The sequence below is a fragment of the Onishia niordana genome, assembly GCF_004798965.1.
Classification (GTDB): Bacteria; Pseudomonadota; Gammaproteobacteria; order Pseudomonadales; family Halomonadaceae; genus Onishia; species Onishia niordana.
On sequence record NZ_SDSD01000001.1, the window covers coordinates 224,164 to 244,572 of the forward strand.

15 protein-coding genes are annotated in these 20,409 nt (G+C 62.3%); 4 read left to right on the forward strand and 11 right to left on the reverse strand.

Features of this window, described 5'->3' with window-relative positions; translation table 11 throughout:
* The first annotated feature begins 138 nt into the window (after positions 1-138).
* Positions 139-2,292 carry a sensor domain-containing diguanylate cyclase gene (locus ETC27_RS00975; RefSeq protein ID WP_136253123.1) on the forward strand — a complete coding sequence of 718 codons (2,154 nt, stop codon included), beginning with the start codon at positions 139-141 and terminating at the stop codon, positions 2,290-2,292.
* Positions 2,293-2,311: 19 nt separating this feature from the next.
* Here the strand turns inward: ETC27_RS00975 and serB are convergent, their stop codons facing one another.
* From serB to pgi, 5 genes are all read right to left on the reverse strand, one after another.
* Complete coding sequence (gene serB, locus ETC27_RS00980; RefSeq protein WP_136253124.1) at positions 2,312-3,538, reverse strand: phosphoserine phosphatase SerB; 1,227 nt, start codon at positions 3,536-3,538, stop codon at positions 2,312-2,314.
* Positions 3,539-3,549: 11 nt separating this feature from the next.
* Positions 3,550-5,802, reverse strand: coding sequence for a DNA topoisomerase IV subunit A (gene parC, locus ETC27_RS00985; protein WP_136253125.1), 2,253 nt, complete (start codon positions 5,800-5,802; stop codon positions 3,550-3,552).
* A 7-nt stretch (positions 5,803-5,809) separates the two neighbouring features.
* On the reverse strand, positions 5,810-7,690 hold the full coding sequence (parE, locus tag ETC27_RS00990) for a DNA topoisomerase IV subunit B (protein WP_136253126.1): 1,881 nt from the start codon (positions 7,688-7,690) through the stop codon (positions 5,810-5,812).
* A gap of 113 nt (positions 7,691-7,803) precedes the next feature.
* Positions 7,804-8,442, reverse strand: coding sequence for a YqiA/YcfP family alpha/beta fold hydrolase (locus tag ETC27_RS00995; protein ID WP_136253127.1), 639 nt, complete (start codon positions 8,440-8,442; stop codon positions 7,804-7,806).
* A 28-nt stretch (positions 8,443-8,470) separates the two neighbouring features.
* On the reverse strand, positions 8,471-10,207 hold the full coding sequence (gene pgi, locus ETC27_RS01000) for a glucose-6-phosphate isomerase (RefSeq protein ID WP_136253128.1): 1,737 nt from the start codon (positions 10,205-10,207) through the stop codon (positions 8,471-8,473).
* Positions 10,208-10,317: 110 nt separating this feature from the next.
* On the opposite strand from pgi, the gene cmoA reads away from it, so the two are divergent.
* Positions 10,318-11,061 (forward strand): carboxy-S-adenosyl-L-methionine synthase CmoA, encoded by a 744-nt coding sequence (cmoA, locus tag ETC27_RS01005; protein ID WP_136253129.1) that lies wholly within the window; start codon positions 10,318-10,320, stop codon positions 11,059-11,061.
* Entirely contained in the window at positions 11,062-12,054 is a 993-nt protein-coding gene (gene cmoB / locus ETC27_RS01010) for a tRNA 5-methoxyuridine(34)/uridine 5-oxyacetic acid(34) synthase CmoB (protein WP_136253130.1), read from the forward strand.
* Positions 12,055-12,092: 38 nt separating this feature from the next.
* Here the strand turns inward: cmoB and ETC27_RS01015 are convergent, their stop codons facing one another.
* The gene (locus ETC27_RS01015) at positions 12,093-13,325 is read right to left on the reverse strand and encodes an NnrS family protein (RefSeq protein WP_205742657.1); all 1,233 of its coding nucleotides are present in this window, start codon (positions 13,323-13,325) and stop codon (positions 12,093-12,095) included.
* An 11-nt stretch (positions 13,326-13,336) separates the two neighbouring features.
* A complete protein-coding gene (gene hmpA / locus ETC27_RS01020; RefSeq protein ID WP_136253131.1) occupies positions 13,337-14,518 on the reverse strand; it encodes an NO-inducible flavohemoprotein in 1,182 nt (393 codons plus the stop codon).
* Positions 14,519-14,809: 291 nt separating this feature from the next.
* Here hmpA and norR point away from each other — a divergent pair, with 291 nt between their 5' ends.
* Entirely contained in the window at positions 14,810-16,378 is a 1,569-nt protein-coding gene (gene norR / locus ETC27_RS01025) for a nitric oxide reductase transcriptional regulator NorR (RefSeq protein WP_136253132.1), read from the forward strand.
* A 103-nt stretch (positions 16,379-16,481) separates the two neighbouring features.
* Here the strand turns inward: norR and cysN are convergent, their stop codons facing one another.
* From cysN to ETC27_RS01045, 4 genes are all read right to left on the reverse strand, one after another.
* Positions 16,482-17,909: a sulfate adenylyltransferase subunit CysN gene (gene cysN / locus ETC27_RS01030; protein ID WP_136253133.1), complete on the reverse strand. Its 1,428-nt coding sequence runs from the start codon at positions 17,907-17,909 to the stop codon at positions 16,482-16,484.
* A gap of 102 nt (positions 17,910-18,011) precedes the next feature.
* Positions 18,012-18,929 carry a sulfate adenylyltransferase subunit CysD gene (gene cysD, locus ETC27_RS01035; protein ID WP_136253134.1) on the reverse strand — a complete coding sequence of 306 codons (918 nt, stop codon included), beginning with the start codon at positions 18,927-18,929 and terminating at the stop codon, positions 18,012-18,014.
* 298 nt (positions 18,930-19,227) lie between these two features.
* A complete protein-coding gene (locus ETC27_RS01040) occupies positions 19,228-19,962 on the reverse strand; it encodes a metallophosphoesterase (protein WP_136253135.1) in 735 nt (244 codons plus the stop codon).
* The gene (locus ETC27_RS01045; protein WP_136253136.1) at positions 19,962-20,408 is read right to left on the reverse strand and encodes a DUF1249 domain-containing protein; all 447 of its coding nucleotides are present in this window, start codon (positions 20,406-20,408) and stop codon (positions 19,962-19,964) included. The genes ETC27_RS01040 and ETC27_RS01045 overlap by 1 nt, the downstream gene beginning before the upstream one ends.
* Position 20,409 lies beyond the last annotated feature (1 nt).

Genomic DNA, 20,409 nt, shown 5'->3' on the forward strand with positions numbered 1-20,409 from the left:
TCTGCCATATCACGCATCACCGGGCGCAGGCCGAGATGAAGAGCGTGATCAAGAAGGCGAGCCAGCAAAACGCTATTTTCACGACTCTCAGAATAACAATGCCCAGAACCCAGCGGTTCTGTCGTGAAGGAGTCAGCTTTGAGCCCCCCAGGGAAGAAAGAAGAGCACAGCCAGCCTACCCCGGTCGGCGCCGGTGAAGTGACTGATGCGCTCTGGATTCAGCAGTTACAGGCTGAGCTGGAGCATACGCGACACGAGTGCGATCTCTGGCAGCAAGAGGCTGAACAGATCTTCGCGGAGATGTTTCGTCACAATACGGCGCCCAAGCTGCTGATCGAGCCTGAGAGCGGCCAAATCGTCGATGCCAATGATTCTGCCCTCGCCTTTTACGGCTACGCTCGATCGGCGATCGAACAACTGAACATTCGCGACATCAACCCCCTCGATGAAGCGGCCCTAAAGCAAGAGCTTCACTTGGCCCATCGCGAAGAGCGTCGTTTTTTTCGTTTTCAGCACCGCCTGGCAAGCGGCGAGTTTCGTAACGTTGAGGTCTACAGCGGCCTGATAAAGCTAAGCGGTCGCCCGCTGCTCCACTCGATCGTCCACGATGTCACTGAACGCACCCGGGCTGAAGCCGAACTGGCCGCCAAGACAGAAGAATATCGCGATTTGGTCGAACAGCATCCACAATTCGTGATGCGATTTCTTCTCGACACCACACTCCTTTTCCTCAACTCGCCACTGGCGAATCTTATCGGCAAGCCCCCCCAAGCCCTGATGGGCCAACGCTGGATTGACCTGCTGCCCGCCCAGGGACAGCAGGACATCACCGACCATCTGGCTAGCTTTACAGAAGAGACCCCCATCCGCGCATTCGAGAATCTAGTGACCGACAGCCAGGGCGAGACACGCTGGGTGCACTGGACCATTCGTGCTTTCTTCGACGAGCATGGCACGCCAACAGCGTTTCAGAGCGTCGGTATCGACATTACCGAGCGTCGCCAGCTCGAACAGGAGCATCGGCGGTTGAGCGAAATCATCGAGGCAAGCCCCGACCTGATCTCGATGGCCGACACCGAAGCGCGCCCGTTTTATTACAATCCGGCCGGCCGGAAAATGATGGCCGATGCACAGGGCTCAATATTTCTCGATGAGCATATCGTGCATAAACACGTGACAGATATCTGGCAGTATCTCAAACACAACGCCATGCTTCAGGCACTGAGCAAAGGCTACTGGCAGGGAGAAGGCAATATTCGAAATACCCAGGGCAAGGAAGTCCCTGTTCGCCAGACGCTGATCGCCCATCGCAACCCGCAGAGAGCCGTCACGCATTTTTCCACCATCATGCATGACCTGACTAACCAGAAGGCCCTGGAGGCCGAGCACCGGCTAATGGCGACTGCTTTTCACACTGGCCAGGGAGTCATGATCGTCAACAGAGAGCGGGTCATCGAGCGCGTCAACGACGCTTTTACCGCCATAACCGGCTATGAGCCGAAAGACGTCGTGGGTCGTTCACCTCAGTTGCTGCAATCAGGTCAGCACGATGAGACCTTCTATCAACGCATTGAATTGAGCCTCTCTATCAGTGGTTACTGGGAGGGTGAATATTGGTACCGGCACCGCAGCGGAGAAATCGTCCCTCTTTGGCAATCCATTGCCACGCTCAAAGATGCTCAGGGGAAGATCGAGCACTTTGTGTATATCTTCCACGACATTCGCCAACAGAAGACATTGGAGAAAGAGCTCCAGCACTTGGCCGAACATGACCGCCTGACCGGCATCTGCAACCGCACCCGGCTCTATCGGCTGTTATCGCAATCCATGAATGAGCTTGAGCGCCACGACACGCCCTTTTCATTGATCATGCTCGATATCGATTGTTTCAAGCGCATCAACGATAATTTCGGTCATGATGTAGGCGACTACGTACTCAAGGCACTCACCGATATCATCCTCTGCCAACTGCGAGAGAGCGATGAATTCGGGCGTTGGGGGGGCGAGGAATTCATGGTACTTGCTAGCCACACGCATCTGGAAGGTGCACTGACGGTGGCGGAACGGATTCGTGCCGCCGTTGAAGCGACGCCTTTCGAAGACATTGGTAGCTTAACTGTAAGCCTTGGCGTCGCCGAGATTTACCGGGACATGACGTTGGCTCAGGCAGAGAAAACCGTCGATAACGCCCTATATCACGCCAAACGACAAGGGAGAAACCGAGTGGAAGAGGCCCCCGGTGGCTCAGAAGACAGTACCGAGGACCCATTTAACTCTGCTTGGCGAAAGTGAAAGGCTGGCTAAGGCAGCCTCAGCTTTCCAGATCGCTCTGGCGATAGCCGATGAGATAAAGGACTGCATCGAGCCCCAGGGTAGAGATCGAGTGGCTGGCCTGCTCACGCACCAGCGGCTTGGCCCGAAAGGCGATGCCGAGTCCGGCCGTGGCCAGCATCTTCAAGTCATTAGCGCCATCGCCCACGGCAATGGTCTGCTCGAGTGTAAGCCCCTCGCGTTCGGCTATCTCGCGCAGCAGACAGGCCTTGCGCTCGGCATCCAGGATCGGCTCGCGCACCTCGCCGGTGACCTTGCCATTCTCGATGACCAGCTCGTTGGCATGCACCTCGTCAAAGCCAAGCCGCTGCTGCAGGTGTTCGGCAAAATAGGTGAAGCCCCCCGAGAGGATGGCGGTGCGATAGCCAAGGCGTTTCAGGTGCTTCATTAGCCGCTCGACGCCATCCATCAGCGGCAGATTCTCGGCAATCTCGGCGAGTACGGCCTCATCGAGGCCCTTCAACTTGCTCATGCGCTCGCGAAAGCTCTGCTGAAAGTCCAGCTCGCCCCGCATGGCACGCTCGGTAACAGCGGCCACTTCGTCGCCCACACCATGGCGCCTGGCCAGCTCATCGATCACCTCGGTCTGAATCAGCGTCGAATCCATGTCGAAGCACACCAGGCGGCGGTGGCGACGCCAAATGGAATCTTCCTGGATGGCGATATCCACGCCGTGCATGGCGCCCAGTGCCAGGGCCTTCTCACGTAGAGACGGCAAGTCGATCTCATCACCGCGCAGCCAGCACTCAACGCAGGCGCCCATCGGATGACGATCTTCGCCTTCACCAGGCACGCTGCCATCCAGCGGCTCGCGGCCTGAGAGCCGGTGCATCAGCTCAACGGTCAGACCATGCTCGGATGTGAGGGCGCCAACTTCGGCAAGAATGCCCGCCGGCAAGTGAGGCGCCAGCAGCGTCAGGATCAGGCGTGGTTGGCTTTCCTGAACACTCCAGCGTTGATAATCCCCGGCGCCAACCTGCACTGCCTGGATATCGAGCCCCAAGGCATTACCAGCCTCAGCGAGAGTCGCTTCCAGATCGCTGTCCTGATCGAGCCCGACCAGCGCCTCAAGCGAGAGGATATCGAAGGTCACGCTCTGGTTGATGTCCAGCAACCGGGCCCCGGCGCGGGCAAGCGCTTGTCCAAGCCTGGCGAGCTGGCCAGGATGGGCCTGGCCCGTGGCGCGAATCAGGAGTCGTCGTGTCATGGGACCTTCCTTCAGTCATCAATGGCGAGACGGTCAACCTTCTGGAAGCCGCGCGGCAGCTTACTGCCACGGCGTCCGCGGTCGCCAGTATAGTAGTCGAGATCACTCGGCTTGAGCGTCAGCTTGCGCTTGCCGGCATGCAGTACCAGAGCGGCCCCATGAGGCAGCAGCACCAGGTCGCGCATGAACTCCTCGCGCCGCGCGGCTCGGGTGCCGGGAATATCCAGCATCTTGTTGCCTTTGCCCTTGGCCATCTCCGGCAGCTGCTCAAGCGCAAACACCAGCAGGCGCCCCTCGTTGGAAACGGCGGCCACCTTGACCCCTTCACCGCTCGGCACGGCTAGTGGCGGAATCACAGCACAACCCTTGGGCACCGAGAGAACGGCCTTGCCGGCCTTGTTCTTGCCAATCAGGTCCTCGAGCTTGGTGACAAACCCATAGCCACCATCGGAGGCCAGCAGATAGCGGGTCTCGGGAGGCGCCAGCATCAAGCCCGCCATGTGCGAGCCGGCCGCAGTATTGACGCGCCCGGTGATCGGCTCGCCCTGGCTTCTGGCGCTGGGCAGGTTATGGGCGCTCAACGTGTAGGCGCGTCCGGTATCGTCAAGCAGCACCAGTGGCTGGTTGGTCTTGCCGCGCGCCGCTAGATGGAAGCGGTCACCGGACTTGTAGCTGAGTCCGGCCGGATCGATCTCATGGCCCTTGGCGGAGCGAATCCACCCCTTCTCTGAAAGCACCACGGTAACCGGATCCGCACCCAGTAATTCGACCTCGGATAGCGCCTTGGCCTCGCTGCGCTCGACCAGCGGTGCGCGGCGATCATCGCCATGTTGCTTGGCAGCCTCGCGCAGCTCTTCCTCGATCAGATCGGTGAGCGCTTCCTCGCTGCTCAGCAGTTTCTTGAGATGCTTGCGCTCGGCGGCCAGCTCGTCCTGCTCGCCGCGAATCTTGAACTCTTCGAGCTTGGCCAGGTGGCGCAGGCGCAGCTCGAGTATCGCCTCGGCTTGGCGCTCGGAAAGCTCGAACGCCGTGATCAATGCGGCCTTGGGCTCGTCTTCCTCGCGGATGATGCGGATCACTTCATCGATATTGAGATAGGCAGTCAGCAGGCCCTCAAGGATGTGCAGGCGATCCTCGACCTTGCCTAGCCGATGCTCGAGGCGACGGCGCACCGTGGTTCGCCGGTAGTTGAGCCATTCGCCGAGAAGCTGCGGCAATGGCATGACCCGCGGGCGGCCATCGAGGCCTATCACATTCATGTTGACGCGAATGTTCTTCTCGAGATCACTGGTGGCGAACAGGTGCGCCATCAGCGCCTCGATGTCGACCCGGTTGGAGCGCGGTTCGATGACCAGCCGGGTCGGGGTCTCGTGGGTCGACTCGTCGCGCAGGTCAGCGACCATCGGCAGCTTCTTCGCCTGCATCTGGGCGGCGATCTGCTCGAGCACCTTGGAACCACTGACCTGATAGGGCAGCGCGGTGATCACCACCTTGCCCTCTTCCAGCGTGTAGCGAGCACGCAACTTGACCGAGCCACGCCCGCTCTCGTAGAGCTTACGCAGGTCAGCGCGCGGGGTGATGATCTCGGCGGCAGTGGGAAAGTCCGGCGCCGGCACATGCTCAAGCAGATCGACCGTCGTCGCCTCGGGATGGCGCAGCAGATGACAGGTCGCCTCGACCACTTCATTGACATTGTGAGGAGGAATATCAGTGGCCATGCCCACGGCAATGCCTGTGCCGCCATTGAGCAGCACATGGGGCAGCTTGGCTGGCAGCACCACCGGCTCGTTCATGGTGCCGTCGAAGTTGGGCGTCCAATCCACGGTGCCCTGACCGAGCTCACTGAGCAGCACCTCGGAAAACTTGGACAACCGCGCCTCGGTGTAGCGCATGGCGGCGAAGGACTTGGGGTCATCGGGACTGCCCCAGTTGCCCTGACCATCCACCAGCGGATAACGGTAGCTGAACGATTGCGCCATCAGCACCATCGCCTCGTAGCAGGCACTGTCACCGTGGGGGTGGAACTTGCCGAGTACGTCGCCGACGGTACGCGCCGATTTCTTGTACTTGGCGTTGGCATTGAGTGCCAGCTCGCGCATGGCGTAGATGATGCGTCGCTGCACCGGCTTCATGCCATCGCCGATGTGCGGCAGCGCACGGTCGAGAATCACGTACATCGAGTAGTCGAGGTACGCCTTTTCGGTGTACTCGCGAAGGGACAGACGCTCGACGTCCCCCTCCGCGACCTGAATATCCATGGTCATCGGGGAATCAAACCTCTATGTCTGCCAGATTGCCGTAGTCCTCAAGCCAGCTCTTGCGATCGCCGGCACGCTTGCGGGCGAGCAGCATGTCCATCATCTCGAGGGTGCCGTCACCCTCCTCGCGGGTCAGCTGCACCAGACGGCGTGTGTCGGCGGCCATGGTGGTCTCACGGAGCTGCAGCGGGCTCATCTCGCCAAGACCCTTGAAACGCTGGACATTGACGGTGCCGCGTTTCCCTTCCAGGCGCTTGAGAATTGCGCCCTTCTCGCTTTCATCGAGGGCGTAGTGCACTTCCTTGCCCAGGTCGATGCGATACAGCGGTGGCATGGCCACGAATACATGGCCGGCTGCCACCAGCGCCGGGAAGTGGCGCACGAAGAGCGCGCACAGGAGCGTCGCGATATGCAAGCCGTCGGAGTCGGCATCGGCGAGGATGCAGATCTTGTGATAACGCAGCTTCGACAGGTCATCGCTGACCGGATCGATGCCGATGGCCACGGCGATGTCGTGGACCTCCTGGGAGCCGTAGATATCATGCGACTCGACTTCCCAGGTGTTGAGGATCTTGCCGCGCAGGGGCAGGATCGCCTGCGTTTCGCGATCACGCGCCTGCTTGGCACTGCCCCCGGCGGAGTCGCCCTCGACCAGGAACAGCTCACTGGCTGACGGGTCCTGGCCCGCGCAGTCGGCGAGCTTGCCCGGCAGCGCCGGGCCAGACGTCACCTTCTTGCGAGCCACCTTCTTGGCGCTCTTCTGGCGACGCTGGGCGGCGCTGATCACCAGTTCCGCCAGCGCCTCGGCCTGGTCGACGTGGTGATTGAGCCACAGCGAGAACGCATCCTTGACCACGCCGGAGACGAAGCCTGCTACGACCCGAGAAGACAGCCGCTCCTTGGTCTGGCCAGCGAACTGCGGATCGAGCATCTTCACCGAGAACACGTAGGAGACGCGCTCCCAGAGGTCATCAGCGGTCAGCTTTACGCCTCGCGGCAGAATGCTGCGGTATTCACAGAACTCACGCAGCGCTTCGAGGAGCCCCGAGCGCAGGCCATTGACGTGGGTGCCGCCGAGCGGCGTGGGGATCAGGTTAACGTAGGATTCCATCAGCGGCTCACCGCCTTCCGGCAACCACTGCACCGCCCAGTCGACCCCTTGTTCATCATCGGCAAAGTGGCCAATGAACGGCGAGGCAGGCAGTACCTCGAAGCCATCGGTAGCCTGGGCCAGGTAGTCGCGCAGGCCATCCTCGTACTGCCAATCGCTCTGGCTGCCATCGGCCTCGGTGAGGGTCACCTTGAGGCCCGGGCAGAGCACCGCCTTGGCGCGCAACAGGTGCTTCAGTCGCGGCAGGGCAAGCCTGGGGCTATCGAAGTAGCTCTCGTCGGGCCAGAATCGCACCAGGGTGCCAGTGGCACGCTTGGCGCAGCTGCCGATGACGGCCAGGTCCGAGACCTTCTCGCCGTGCTCAAATGCGATGGCGTGGCGATTACCATCGCGGCAGACCTCGACCTCGAGACGCCGCGACAAGGCGTTGACCACCGACACGCCAACCCCATGCAGACCACCCGAGAAGCGGTAGCTCGACTGCGAGAACTTGCCACCGGCATGCAGCTTGGTAAGGATCAGCTCGATCCCCGAGACGCCGTGTTCGGGATGGATGTCGATGGGCATGCCGCGGCCATCATCGGCGACTTCAATGCCGCCATCGTCAAGCAGGCGCAGCTGGATATGACGGGCATGCTCGGCCAGGGCCTCATCGACGCTGTTGTCGATGACTTCCTGAACCAGATGATTGGGGCGCGAGGTATCCGTGTACATGCCGGGGCGTTTACGCACCGGTTCGAGTCCGGAAAGAACCTCGATGGAACTAGCACTGTATTGCGTCATGCGTTGTCCAGGTGTGTGGCAATGAACGAGGCGGACGGCACGCCGCCGGGCTATGCCTGAAAAGCGTCTGCGCTCGACGGCTCTTCAAGCGAAGCCTATCGTCATGCGGGTTATTAGATCGTGGTGATGCGGCCCGGTCTCAGGCGACGTCCACCGTGCGCCAGTATCGCCGGCAGATAGTCGGCGAGCGCGCTGAAGCCATGATCGCCGCCGGGATGCAGGATGGTGGAACATCCGGCATAGGCCGTGAAGGCCTCGCGACAGTCCAGGGTCTCATCAGCGGTGCCCAGCAGTAGCAAATAATGCGCAGGCGTCAACCGCGGCGGTGTCAGGGCTTCGAGCGCCTCATGATGATGATGGTCGATCACGAAGTGCTCGCCGGTATCCGCATTGGCGAAGGCCTCACCGATCCAGCCCCGCACCAACTGCGCCGGTCGCACCGCCGGGTTGATAACTACCGCCGGCAGGCCCCGTCGCTCAGCAAGGCAGCTGACCAGAAAACCGCCCATGGAACTGCCCACCAGCAGCGGGCGCGACCCCAGCGTATTAAGTGCCGCCTCGGCGACAGCCAGGGCCTGGTCGGGGCGATGCGGTAGCTGCGGCGCCGCACAGGGCAAGGGCTCCCCCTCGACAGCGTCACAGGCGGCACGCATCAGCCGCGACTTGGGCGAACTGATCCCGCTGTTGAAACCGTGTAGATAGAGTACGCCACTGACCGGTACCGTCTCACGATCGATGGCTGGGCTCAGCATACCGCACATCCTGTATGCACATCCAGCATCAAGACTGACCGGCGCTCGACGTTGCGGCTTCCTTGCTGGCCTGATCTTCGGCGCCCCACAAGGCCTCGATCAGTCCGCGACTGGAGTCGTCCATCGTCTCCAGGCCCTCACGGGATCCGAGGATGCGCTCGGTCTCACCGGCGATCTGCTTGCCGAGCTCCACGCCCCACTGATCGAAGGGATTGATGTCCCAGATCGTGGCTTGGACGAACACCTTATGCTCGTAAAGCGCGATCAGCGCCCCGAGGGTGTGTGGCGTCAGGCGGTCAAGCAGCACGGTGCTTGAAGGCTGGTTACCACGATAGCGCTTATGGCTCGGCCGTGGGCCATCATCCTCGATGGCATCGTCCCCCAGCATCAGCAGGCGCGATTGGGCGAAGCAGTTGGCCAGTGTCAGGCGATGCTGTGCCTTCAGGTGCGCGCGGGTGTCATCGTTCTCGACACGGTCATAGCGGCGCAGTGGGGCAATGAAGTCGCACTCCACGGACTGGGTACCCTGGTGCAGCAGCTGATAGAAGGCATGCTGCGCATTGGGACCCAGCTGGCCCCACAGCACCGGACAGGTGGAGTAAGCGGTCATCTCGCCTTCATTGGTCACCGACTTGCCGTTGGATTCCATCTCGAGCTGCTCGAGATAGCTTGCGAAATACTCGAGCCGCCCATCGTAGGGCAGGATGGAGTGCGCGCGAATATCCAGGAAGTTGACGTTCCAGATGCCGGCGAGCCCCAACAGAACAGGCAGATTGTCCTCTAGCGGCGCCTCCTGGAAGTGACGGTCCATGGCATGGGCCCCACCCAGCAGTGCGCGGAAGTTGGGCATCCCCACCATCAAGGCGATGGGCAACCCGATGGCGCCCCACAGTGAGTAGCGCCCACCGACCCACTCCCAGAACTCGAGCTGATTGGCCGGCGCGATGCCCCATTCCGCCATCTTCTCGGGACTCGCCGAAACACCAATGAAGTGCTGGCGCATCACCAGGGCCCGGTCGATGGCGTGGGGCTCTTCGTGATCATCATGGACCAACCGACCCAACAACCAGTCCCGCGCCGTACGGGCGTTCGACAGGGTATCGATGGTAGTGAAGGACTTCGAGGACAGCACGAACAGCGTGGTCTCAGGATTAAGCCGTGCGAGGTAATCGGCGAGCTGAGAGCCATCCATGGTCGAGGCGAAGTGCACATTGATGTCATGAACACCATCGGGGCGATAGTCAGCGAGCGCATGCGTCACCATCAGCGGGCCAAGATCCGACCCCCCGACCCCCAGGTTGACCACGTCACTGATCGCCTTGCCGGTAGCCCCGCGCCACTGGCCGGCGAGGAACTTGTCGACCATCGCCTCCATGCGGTCGAGGGTTTCATGCACCGCGGGCACCAGGTCATGGCCCTCGACCTCAAGATGGGCATCAGCCGGCAGGCGCAGCGCGGTGTGCAGCGCCGGGCGATCCTCCGATTGGTTGACCCGCTCACCGGCCAGCAACCGAGAAATGGCCTCGGGCACTCCAGCCTCACGAGCGAGTGCCATCAGCCCCTCGAAGGTCTCTTCGCTAAAGCGCTGTTTGGAGAGATCAAGCGTCAGCCCCGCAGCGCTCCGGCTGTAAAGGGCATAACGCTCACGGCCTGCAGCGGTGGCATCCTCGAATAGCGTTTTGAGGTGAACATCACGCATTTCACGGGCGTGGGCCTCCAGTGCCTGCCAAGCGGGTTGCTGATCAATAGACGGTCGGCGGCTCATGGTATCTCTCCTTGACGAGCACGGTGAATACGCAGGCAGTGGCGAATCGTGCAGCTTGACGGCGCGGGGCGTAGAATGCCCGAAATTCTTGACGACCCTGACACAACGCCATGAGTGATGCATCTTACCGTGACGCGATCTTTTCGACACCCCTAGACCGGGTGGCGCGCTTTTCCTTCGACGAGCAGGTGGTAGCCTGTTTCCCCGACATGATCCGTCGCTCGGTGCCGGGGTATGGCCAGATACTCGGTATGCTCGGGGTGATTGCCGAGCGCCACCTGCGCCACGGCGCCCACGTCTACGACCTTGGCTGCTCGCTCGGCGCCGTGAGCCTGGCACTCGCCGGCCGCCTCTCGGCGGACGCCTTTCGCCTGACCGGGGTCGACCTGTCGCCGGCGATGGTCAGCCGCGCGCGCGAGACCTTCGCGGCCGAATGCCCCGAGCACACCATCGAGGTCGTCGAGGGCGATATCCGCACCATGGACTACCGGCCCTCGGGCATGATCGTGCTCAACTTCACCCTGCAGTTCCTGCCCCCCGCGGATCGCGAGGCGGTGATAAAGGCGCTCTACGATGCCCTGGAGCCCGGTGGCGTGCTGGTGCTCTCCGAGAAGATCGTCGCCGAGGACGAGCAGGAGAACGCCTGGCTGGTCGAGCGCTACCACGACTTCAAGCGCGCCAACGGTTATAGCGACATGGAAATCAGCCAGAAGCGCACCGCGCTCGAGAACGTGCTGGTGCCGGACACTCTCGCCGCCCACCATGCGCGCCTCTCCCGTGCCGGCTTTCCGCGCAGCCAGACCTGGTTCCAGTACCTGAACTTCGCCTCGATCATTGCCTTCAAGGACGCCTGAGTGTTGTCACCGGATTCCCATCGCCGCCTCTATCATGCCTTTATCGACCAAGGCCTCGAGTCATGGCTGGCCCGCCTTCCCGACCAGCTGGCCCGCGGCCTCGATCGCAAGCGCCACGGCGACCTGCCCGCCTGGGAGAAGGCGGTGGCCAAGCTGCCAGCACTCCCCGATGAGCGACACGTCATACTCGACCAGGATACGGTCAGCGTCGAGGTGGCCCTGACCGAGCCTCAGAGCCGCCAGTGCCATAACCTTCTGAAGAAGCTAGCGCCCTGGCGCAAGGGACCCTACACGCTCGGCGGCATTCATATCGATACCGAGTGGCGCTCGGACTGGAAGTGGCAAAGAGTGGCCCCGCACCTCTCGCCGCTCGCGGGTCGCCGGGTGCTCGACGTGGGCGGCGGCAGCGGCTATCACGCCTGGCGGATGGCCGGCGCCGGGGCCACCTTCGTACTGGTGATCGACCCGTCGCCGCGTTTCTTCTACCAGTTCCAGGCGGTGCGCCACTTCGTGGGCGACGCCGACGAGGGCCGCACCCACTTCCTACCGGTGGGCATCGAGGACGTGCCCGAGCGGCTCGAGGCCTTCGACAGCGTGTTCTCGATGGGGGTGCTCTATCATCGCCCTTCTCCGCTCGAGCACCTCCATCAGCTCAAGGACGCCCTGCGCCCCGGCGGTGAGCTGGTGCTGGAAACCCTGGTGGTGGAGGGGGATGTCACGACAGTCTTCATGCCCGGCGAGCGCTACGCCGCGATGCCCAACGTCTATTTCCTGCCCTCCTCCGCGGCCCTCGCTCACTGGCTCGAGCGCTGCGGTTTCGAAAACGTGCGGGTGGTCGACGAGGCCGAGACCAGCCTCGATGAACAGCGCTCGACCGAATGGATGAGCTTCCAGTCACTGGCCGACTTCCTCGACCCTGAGGACTCTCATCGCACCATCGAAGGCCACCCGGCACCGCGGCGTGCCGTACTGATCGCGACCAAACCAGGCTAAGGCAAGACAGGGACAGAAGAGGGGCAGAAAAGCGCCCCTCACCCCTCCCCTCCATCGGGTCGCGCCGATAACAGCGGCCAGGCGTAATGCAGGACGAAGACCGTATAGGCGAGGCACCACAGCAGAATGCTCAGGCTCAGCGTCCAGTGGGTAATCTGTGGCCATAGTGCCGGCACCAGCGCCCGAAGCGCCGCCGCAAGCAGCATCATGCCCAAGGCCATGCCGATCCCAGGTAGGGCCTTGATGGTGCGGCCGGTATGCCCAAGCGAGACCCGCGACAGCATCGACAGGATCATGGTCGCCATGCCGCCCACGGTCAGGGCATGGATCGCCAAGGATAGCGACAGCACCTCAAGGCTAGCCAGACCAAACATGACAAGCCCCAGGCCAACGAAGGCATAGCTCGCATGAAGCCCCCACAGCAGCGGTTCATGACGCGTACGCCAGCCGTCCCAGCGCGCCAGACGCAGCAGGTTGGCGACGCCGGCCACGATGGCAAGCACCGCGGTCAGAATGGCCGGCGCTTCGATCCCCACCGCCCTCGAAAGCCCAATCAGCACCAGCGACGCCACGCCGCCGATGGCCAGCCACTCCAGCCTGGCACAGGGCTCGGCCTTGGGCCGATTCAGATGACGCGAGGTGAAGAAGGGAATCACCCGGCCACCGATAACGACCATCAATAGGGTGATTAGCAGTACCGCAAGGTGCGCCCCCGTGCGCACCAGGGCGCCATCACCCTGAGCCAGGCCCCCGTGCATCAGGACATTGGCCACCACCAGCAGCGCCAGCACCGGCACGAAGATCAGGTTACGCCACTGTTTCACCCCGATGACTCGCCGCGCCATCGCCCCCGCCACCAGCGGCAGGAAGGCCAGGTCAACCAGCGCAACCGGGAGCCCGCTCGGCCCGCTGAACGGAGCCATCAGGCCAGGGAAAGCGATCACGAGGCGCCCTGCCAGCCACACCAGCACGACGGCGAGCAGCGGCCAGCCGTGCAGGCTGCGCTGGCCTGTCCAGTTCTGGACGGCGGTCAGCAGGAAGCCCGCCACAATCGCCGCGACGAAGCCGAACAGCATTTCATGCTGGTGCCACCAGACCATGCCGCCCTGAGGCGCAAGCAACAGGCTACCGTGCCAGAAGGCGCCCCAGACCACCATCGAAAGCAGGCTGAACAGCGCCCCGAACAGGAAGAAGGGGCGAAAGGCCAGCCGCCACAACGGCATGACCCGACTCAGCGCCGATAATCGCGGCTGGTGGCTCTCTGCGGCCATGATGTTACTCCTCAGGCGGCATGAAGCGAGCGCGAGGGCCCGAAATGCTCGAAGTGGCGATGATCTTCGGCAACACCCAAGGACTCCAGGGCACTATCAACCGCGGCCATGAAGCCCTGAGGGCCGACGAAATAGCAGCGCGGCTCGCCCGCCGGTAGATAACGTGCGATCAGCTCACGATCGAGGCGGCCCACATGATCGACGGGCGTCTCGTCCACTGCGTTCTCATAAAGCGTCACGCTCTTGAGCTGCTGGGGATAGGCCGCCACCAGCGCCGCGAGTTCCTCGGCGAAGGCATGATGCTCTCGATCCAGTGCCGCATGGAGATAGACGACGTGGCGACCCTGCTCCAGCGCTTGCGTTGCCAGCGGCAACATTGGCGTCTGCCCCACACCGCCGCTGGCGAGCATCAGTGGCTCATCGCCTTCGGCAAGCGTCAGATCCCCGGCTGGCGGTAACAGCGACAGCGTGTCGCCAACCCCCAGCACATCATGGAAATGCCGGCTAACCCGTCCCTCGGCCTCGCGCTTGATCGACAGCCGGTAGCTGCGCCCGTTGGGTGAGGCCGAGAGGCTGTAATGACGATAGACCGGCTCTCCATCAATCGTGAGTCGCACCCCGATGTATTGGCCCGGCGAGAAGTCGGCCACCGGTCCGCCATCCTCAGGGACCAACACGAAGGAGCGGATGACCGAGCTTTCCTGGTGGGTCGCGGCGATGCGGAAGGTCCGCATGCTGTGCCAGCCGCCCTCACGCTGAGCGAATTCATGATAGCGATGCGCTTCAAGCTCAATCAGCAGCCCGGCCAGTTCCTCGTAGAGCGCGCTCCAGGCATCGGCAATCTCGGGGGTCACGGCATCGCCCAACACCTCGCCGATCGCCGCCATCAGGCACTCACCGACGATCGGGTATTGCTCGGGGCGGATGTCCAGCGACACATGCTTGCTGACCACCGTGGCCAGTACCCGGCGCGCCTCGGCGGGATCACGACGCAACTGCACATACGCAAGCACCGCCCCAGCAAGCGCCTTGGGCTGAGCCCCATCGACCTGGTGGGCCTGGTTGAACAGTGGCGCGACCTCTGGATAACGCTCGAACATCAGCGGGTAGAAGCGCTGGGTAATGGCATCAAGGTGCTCGGCCACCACAGGGGCAGTCGCATCAATCAGGCGTTCCTGTTCATTGGTCAACATGCAGGTTCTCACTCTGGGTCAAGTCGCTTGGCGCAACAGCTATTGTTGCAACGCTAAAGGGGAGTAGAGACATCGCCTCTCATGCCCGCTTCACAGCACCCTTTTTGCAACCGCCATGCCAATAATGCCCACTTCATCAAAAAATGCTGACAGGCCACGGGATATGGGGCCTGTGCCGATACACTCCCCGACTCACCGGTGGTTCGATGAATGGATCTCAGCAGTGATAATTGACAATATGACAGCCATGCTGGTGTCATTAAGACAAATCATTGTCATTAAGACATCTACATGACGACTTTTCTGGATGCCCTGCGCGATCTGCTCGCTCGTCTTTCCGAAGGCGACACCGACGATACCTTCCACGATGACTGGACCCGACTGCTGAATACGCTGGTCGGCGAGACCCGCGCCGATGCCAGTACCCTGATGGTGATGGATCAGGACGCTCTGCGTCCGGTGGCGGTTCTGGGACTGCCCGACGATGTGCGGGGCCGCCCCTTCCGATTGCAGGAGCACCCGCGCCTGGCCGCCATTGCCGCTCACCCCAGCATTTGCCGCTTTCCCCCCGACAGCGACCTGCCCGACCCCTTCGATGGCCTGCTCGACGAAGACTTGAGCCAGGTGCATGACTGCCTGGGCGTCGCCCTCAGAGACGGTGACCGGCTGCTTGGCCTGCTGACACTCGATGCCCTGACCGTCCAGGGGCTGTCCAGCCTGGATGAAGACCAGCTGCTGGCTGCCGCACGCCTGCTTGGCACCTGTCTGCGCGTCGCGGAGCAGCTCAGCACCACACGTCGCCAGCTCAGCGAGGCGCTGGAAGACGATCAGGGCAAAGCCCCCCTGCAACACTGGCACAGCCCGCCCATGAGCCGCCTCATGAATGCCCTGTCGTTGGTGGCGCCGACCGACATGAACGTACTGCTGCATGGTGAGACCGGGGTCGGCAAGGAAGCAGTGGCGCGGGCCCTGCATGCCCGCTCCCAGCGCCATCACGGCCCTCTTGTACAGGTCAACTGCGCGGCACTTCCCGAGCACCTGATCGAAAGCGAGCTGTTCGGCCACCGCCGCGGTGCATTCTCTGGCGCCATGTCGGAGCGCCGCGGACACTTCGCCATGGCCGATGGCGGCACCCTGATGCTCGATGAGGTGGGAGAACTGCCTCTTGCCCTACAGCCCAAGCTGCTGCGGGTACTGCAGGAAGGCGAAATTCAGCCACTGGGCAGCGAGCGTACGATACGCGTTGATGTGCGCATCATCGCCGTCACCAATCGTGACCTGGCAAGCGAAGTCGACGCCGGCCGTTTCCGTGAGGATCTTTACCACCGTCTGAATGCGTTCCCGCTCACCGTTCCGCCACTTCGCGAACGGCCCGAGGACATTTCTCTGCTGGCTGGCCATTTCCTCGAGGACAACCGGATACGCCTCGGCGTTGCCAACCTACGCCTCGACGCCCACGCCATGGCCGCGCTGACCGCCTGGCAGTGGCCGGGCAACGTGCGTGAGCTCGAGCACACCTTGGCCCGGGCGGCGCTGAGGGCTCTCGGTGAGCAGCGAGCTATCCATTCCGCAGCGCGACACCAGACGATCCTGCGCCTGTCGCCACACCATCTGGCGTTGCCCAATCAGCCAACCGAGGCGATGCCCGTCTTCGGCGAAACCGCCAGCACACCGCCAGACGCCACGACCAGTGAGGCGCTCAACCTGCCGCTGCGCGAAGCGACCGACAACTTCCAGCGACGCCTGATTCAGGCCCATTTAGCGGCCAACGCCGACAACTGGGCCGCTACCGCCAGGGGGCTTAACATTGATCCCGGTAACCTGCACCGCGTGGCCAGGCGCCTGGGATTGAAAGACTAGCCCCGAGGTCCCGACAGCACAGGACTCGCTTGCGGGGCATAAAAAAGCCCCGCTACTCAAGGTGGCGGGGCGTTTCGTCATACGGCATCAGCCAAGCGGGGTATCAGCGCCCCAGTAATTGGCTCACATCCTTGGCTTCCCAATGCGGAAAGTACTTGCGCACCAGGGCGTTGAGCTCGACCTCGAAGGCCTGCCAGTCGACCTCACCGTTGACCTGACCACTGCCCTTGGACGTACCACGGATCATGCCGGCGCCGACGGTGACGTTGGTCAGGCGGTCGACGACAATGAAGCTGCCGGTCCCCGGGCTACGGCGGTAGTCATCCACCGGTACCTCGGTGGTCAGCTCCACGTGACAGCGGCCGATGGCGTTGAGCTCGAGGCGCTCGGCCGGTTTGTGCTCGAGGCTGTTGACGTCGACCTGGTAGTCGAGACGACTCACCTGGCCGGTCAGGTCGCGAGTGGCAAGCTTAAGATCATACGGCCGACCGGGCTCCAACGCGGTTTCATGCATCCAGACGATATCGGCCTCGAAGGCGTTGGACATCGGTACCTCGTCATCCACACCAACCAGCCAGTCGCCGCGGGAGATATCGATCTCGTCCTCAAGCGTCACCGTAATCGCCTGGCCGGGGTAGGCCTCATCCAGATCGCCATCGAAGGTGACAATGCGCTCGACCTTGCTCGTCTTGTTGGACGGCAGAGCCTTGATGGGGTGACCGGGACGCAAGACGCCGGCGGCCAGGGTGCCACAGTAGCCGCGGAAGTCGAGGTTCGGGCGGTTGACGTACTGCACCGGCATGCGCAGATCGGTGAGATTGCTGTCGTGGGCGATCTCGACGGTCTCCAGCAGCGAGAGCAGCGGCTGTCCTTCATACCAGTCCATCTGCTCACTGCCGTTGACCACGTTGTCGCCGGTCAGCGCGGACAACGGCACGAAGCGGATGTCCGGGGCGTTGAGGTTACCGGCGAAGGCCTGATACTCGGCGACGATCTCGTTGAAGCGCGCTTCACTGAAGTCGACCAGATCCATCTTGTTGACCGCAATCACCAGATGCTGGATGCCCAGCAGGTCGGCGATATAGCTGTGGCGGCGCGTCTGGGTCTGCACGCCATAGCGCGCATCGATCAGAATCACTGCCAGACTCGCGGTAGAGGCCCCGGTCGCCATGTTGCGGGTGTACTGCTCGTGCCCCGGGGTGTCGGCGATGATGAACTTGCGCTTGTCGGTGGAGAAGAAGCGATAGGCGACATCGATGGTGATGCCCTGCTCTCGCTCGGACTGCAGGCCGTCGACCAGCAGCGCCAGGTCGACCTGGTCGCCGGTGGTGCCACTGGTCTTGGAGGCCTGAGTGATAGCGGCGAGCTGATCCTCGTAGATCATCTTGGAGTCGTGCAGCAGTCGTCCGATCAGGGTCGACTTGCCGTCATCGACGCTGCCGCAGGTAATGAAACGCAGCAGGTCCTTGTTCTCGTGCTCGTGCAGGTACTGCTCGATGTTGTCGGCGATCAGGTTTGATTGATGAGCCATGACATATCCCGGAAGAGTCTGGCCGACGGGCGAGACGCGCAGTGATCAAGCGCGGGCGCCGGCCGGCGGAAAAAGGCGAACGAAAAAGGCGGTGGCGCGAGCCTAGAAGTAGCCCTCGCGCTTCTTCCTCTCCATTGAACCGGCCTGGTCGTGGTCGATGGCACGACCGCTGCGCTCAGAGGTACGGGTCAAGAGCATCTCCTGAATGATCTCGGGCAGCGTGGTGGCCGTGGATTCAACGGCCCCGGTCAGCGGGTAGCACCCCAGGGTACGGAAGCGCACCCACTTCTCTTCGGGCACCTCGCCTTCGGCAAGCGGCATCCGCTCATCGTCGACCATGATGTCCATGCCATCGCGATTCACCACCGGGCGCGGCGCGGAGAAGTACAGCGGCACGATAGGGATCGATTCCAGATAGATGTACTGCCAGATGTCGAGCTCGGTCCAGTTGGACAGCGGGAAGACACGGATCGACTCGCCCTTGTTGACCTTGGCGTTGTAAATGCTCCACAGCTCCGGGCGCTGCTTCTTGGGATCCCAGCGGTGGAACTTGTCACGGAAGGAGTAGACACGCTCCTTGGCGCGGCTGGCTTCCTCGTCACGCCGTGCGCCACCGAAGGCGGCATCGAAACCATGCTTGTCGAGCGCCTGCTTGAGCGAGGCGGTCTTCATGATGTCGGTGTACTTGGAGCTGCCGTGGTCGAACGGATTGATGCCCGCTGCCCGGCCTTCCTCGTTGATGTGCTCGATCAGTTCCATGCCGGCCTCTTTGGCCATGCGGTCACGGAACTGGATCATCTCGCGGAACTTCCAGGTGGTGTTGACGTGCATCAACGGGAACGGCGGCGTGCCCGGATAGAAGGCCTTGCGAGCCAGGTGCAGCATCACCGAGGAGTCCTTGCCGATCGAGTAGAGCATCACCGGGTTGGCGAACTCGGCGGCCACCTCACGAATGATATGAATGGACTCGGCTTCGAGTTGCTTCAGATGGGTCTGGCGTTCTGGGGTTAACTCGGTCATCGGCGTTTCGGGCTCTATTGATGGGACACGACCAGCCGAAAATCCCCGCTGTTGCGGACTCGCGGCAGTGTAATGAGCCTAGGGTAACGAGGAGGCGCTGATAACGTCAAAGAATGAAGAACTATCTTTTAAGCTTCAAAAGCTATAAAGATACCGGATCACCCCTTCCAGCCATGGCCAATGCGGTCACACGCCATGTGAGAGGACTGGAATGTGAAGGGACTGAAAACCAGGCGCCCAGCGATGACGCTTGGGGCGCTTAGGGAGGCGTTGGCTTCAGGCGGTGAGATAGCGGCCGTCATAGATCGACACGTTCTATCCAGGTGGTCAGTTCATCCTCATTAAAATCGACTACCCGGTAACCGGGCCGCGAGGCCTCGTCGACGGCGAAGTCCGCCGAGCCACTCAGGAACTGATCCGTGGTGGCCGGGCAGCCAAAGACGGCCACTTCGCCCTCGGCAAGCGACTCACGACTGGCGAAGGCCTGGTGGATATGGCCACAGAGGATGGCCCGCACCTGGCCATAGGCTGCGAGTGTTTGCCATAACGCCTCGCGATCAAGAAGGCCGATCTCATCCATCCACTGCGAGCCGATGAGCACCGGCGGATGGTGCATCACCAGCATGGTCGGGCGGTCATCGCCTTCGAGCTGATCGGCCAACGCCTGCAGCTTGGCTTGACCCAGCTCACCATGAGGCTGGCCATGGACACGGGTATCGAGCAGCAGCAGCCGCCAGTGGCCCAGATCGACCTCACTATTGAGCTGGCGATATTCTTCCATCAGTTCCGGCTGGTCATGGTTGCCGGGCAACCAGAACCAGGGGCAGCCAATGGAAGTGAAGGCCTCCTGAGCGTGATCATAAGAGGCCAAGGTCTCGTCCTGACTGACATCACCGGTCACCATCAGTATGTCGGGCCGCTGTCGCTTCGCATGCTCGAGAACGGCATGGAGCTGGCGCAGCGGAAAGCCATTACGCGAACGTGCCTTGGGATCGGCATGCAGGTGTGTATCAGTGACTTGAATCAGACGCATCAGCGCAGCACCGGGACATCAAAGGAGTGACCATGCGCCATGCCGTGCTCGAGCCATTCGCCCAGGAAGCGATTGAGCTGAAGCTTCTCGTCGGGCTGGTGCATGCGCGCGTTGGGATAACGGTAGCGGCCGCGGAAGTGACGCTGACGCTGGAAATCGGTGACCTCGGCCATGCGTACATCATGGTAGAGGTGCACCCGCATGCAGGGCGGGTCGATAACGGCATCGAGCACCCCAGACTGACTGACACGCACGATGGTCGTGTAGGGGGCATGCTCAAGCACCTCAAGGTGCAGCGTGCCGAAGCGCTGATCGCGCCCCGACAGGGCGACATCGCGCTGCTCGCCGGCCCCAAGCTCGCCCAACAAACGGCTGAGCCGCAGGTAGTTGGCGCTGCATTCGCCCTGCAAGGTCTTCAAATCGGTGACGTAGGCGGTTCTGGCCACA

What these genes read in the sequence shown, in the direction of transcription:
- serB (WP_136253124.1), bottom strand. Translation starts at nt 3,538, where the DNA reads ATGACACGACGACTCCTGATTCGCGCCACGGGCCAGGCCCATCCTGGC.
- parC (WP_136253125.1), bottom strand. Translation starts at nt 5,802, where the DNA reads ATGACCATGGATATTCAGGTCGCGGAGGGGGACGTCGAGCGTCTGTCC.
- parE (WP_136253126.1), bottom strand. Translation starts at nt 7,690, where the DNA reads ATGACGCAATACAGTGCTAGTTCCATCGAGGTTCTTTCCGGACTCGAA.
- ETC27_RS00995 (WP_136253127.1), bottom strand. Translation starts at nt 8,442, where the DNA reads ATGCTGAGCCCAGCCATCGATCGTGAGACGGTACCGGTCAGTGGCGTA.
- pgi (WP_136253128.1), bottom strand. Translation starts at nt 10,207, where the DNA reads ATGAGCCGCCGACCGTCTATTGATCAGCAACCCGCTTGGCAGGCACTG.
- cmoA (WP_136253129.1), top strand. Translation starts at nt 10,318, where the DNA reads ATGAGTGATGCATCTTACCGTGACGCGATCTTTTCGACACCCCTAGAC.
- ETC27_RS01015 (WP_205742657.1), bottom strand. Translation starts at nt 13,325, where the DNA reads ATGGCCGCAGAGAGCCACCAGCCGCGATTATCGGCGCTGAGTCGGGTC.
- hmpA (WP_136253131.1), bottom strand. Translation starts at nt 14,518, where the DNA reads ATGTTGACCAATGAACAGGAACGCCTGATTGATGCGACTGCCCCTGTG.
- norR (WP_136253132.1), top strand. Translation starts at nt 14,810, where the DNA reads ATGACGACTTTTCTGGATGCCCTGCGCGATCTGCTCGCTCGTCTTTCC.
- cysN (WP_136253133.1), bottom strand. Translation starts at nt 17,909, where the DNA reads ATGGCTCATCAATCAAACCTGATCGCCGACAACATCGAGCAGTACCTG.
- cysD (WP_136253134.1), bottom strand. Translation starts at nt 18,929, where the DNA reads ATGACCGAGTTAACCCCAGAACGCCAGACCCATCTGAAGCAACTCGAA.
- ETC27_RS01040 (WP_136253135.1), bottom strand. Translation starts at nt 19,962, where the DNA reads ATGCGTCTGATTCAAGTCACTGATACACACCTGCATGCCGATCCCAAG.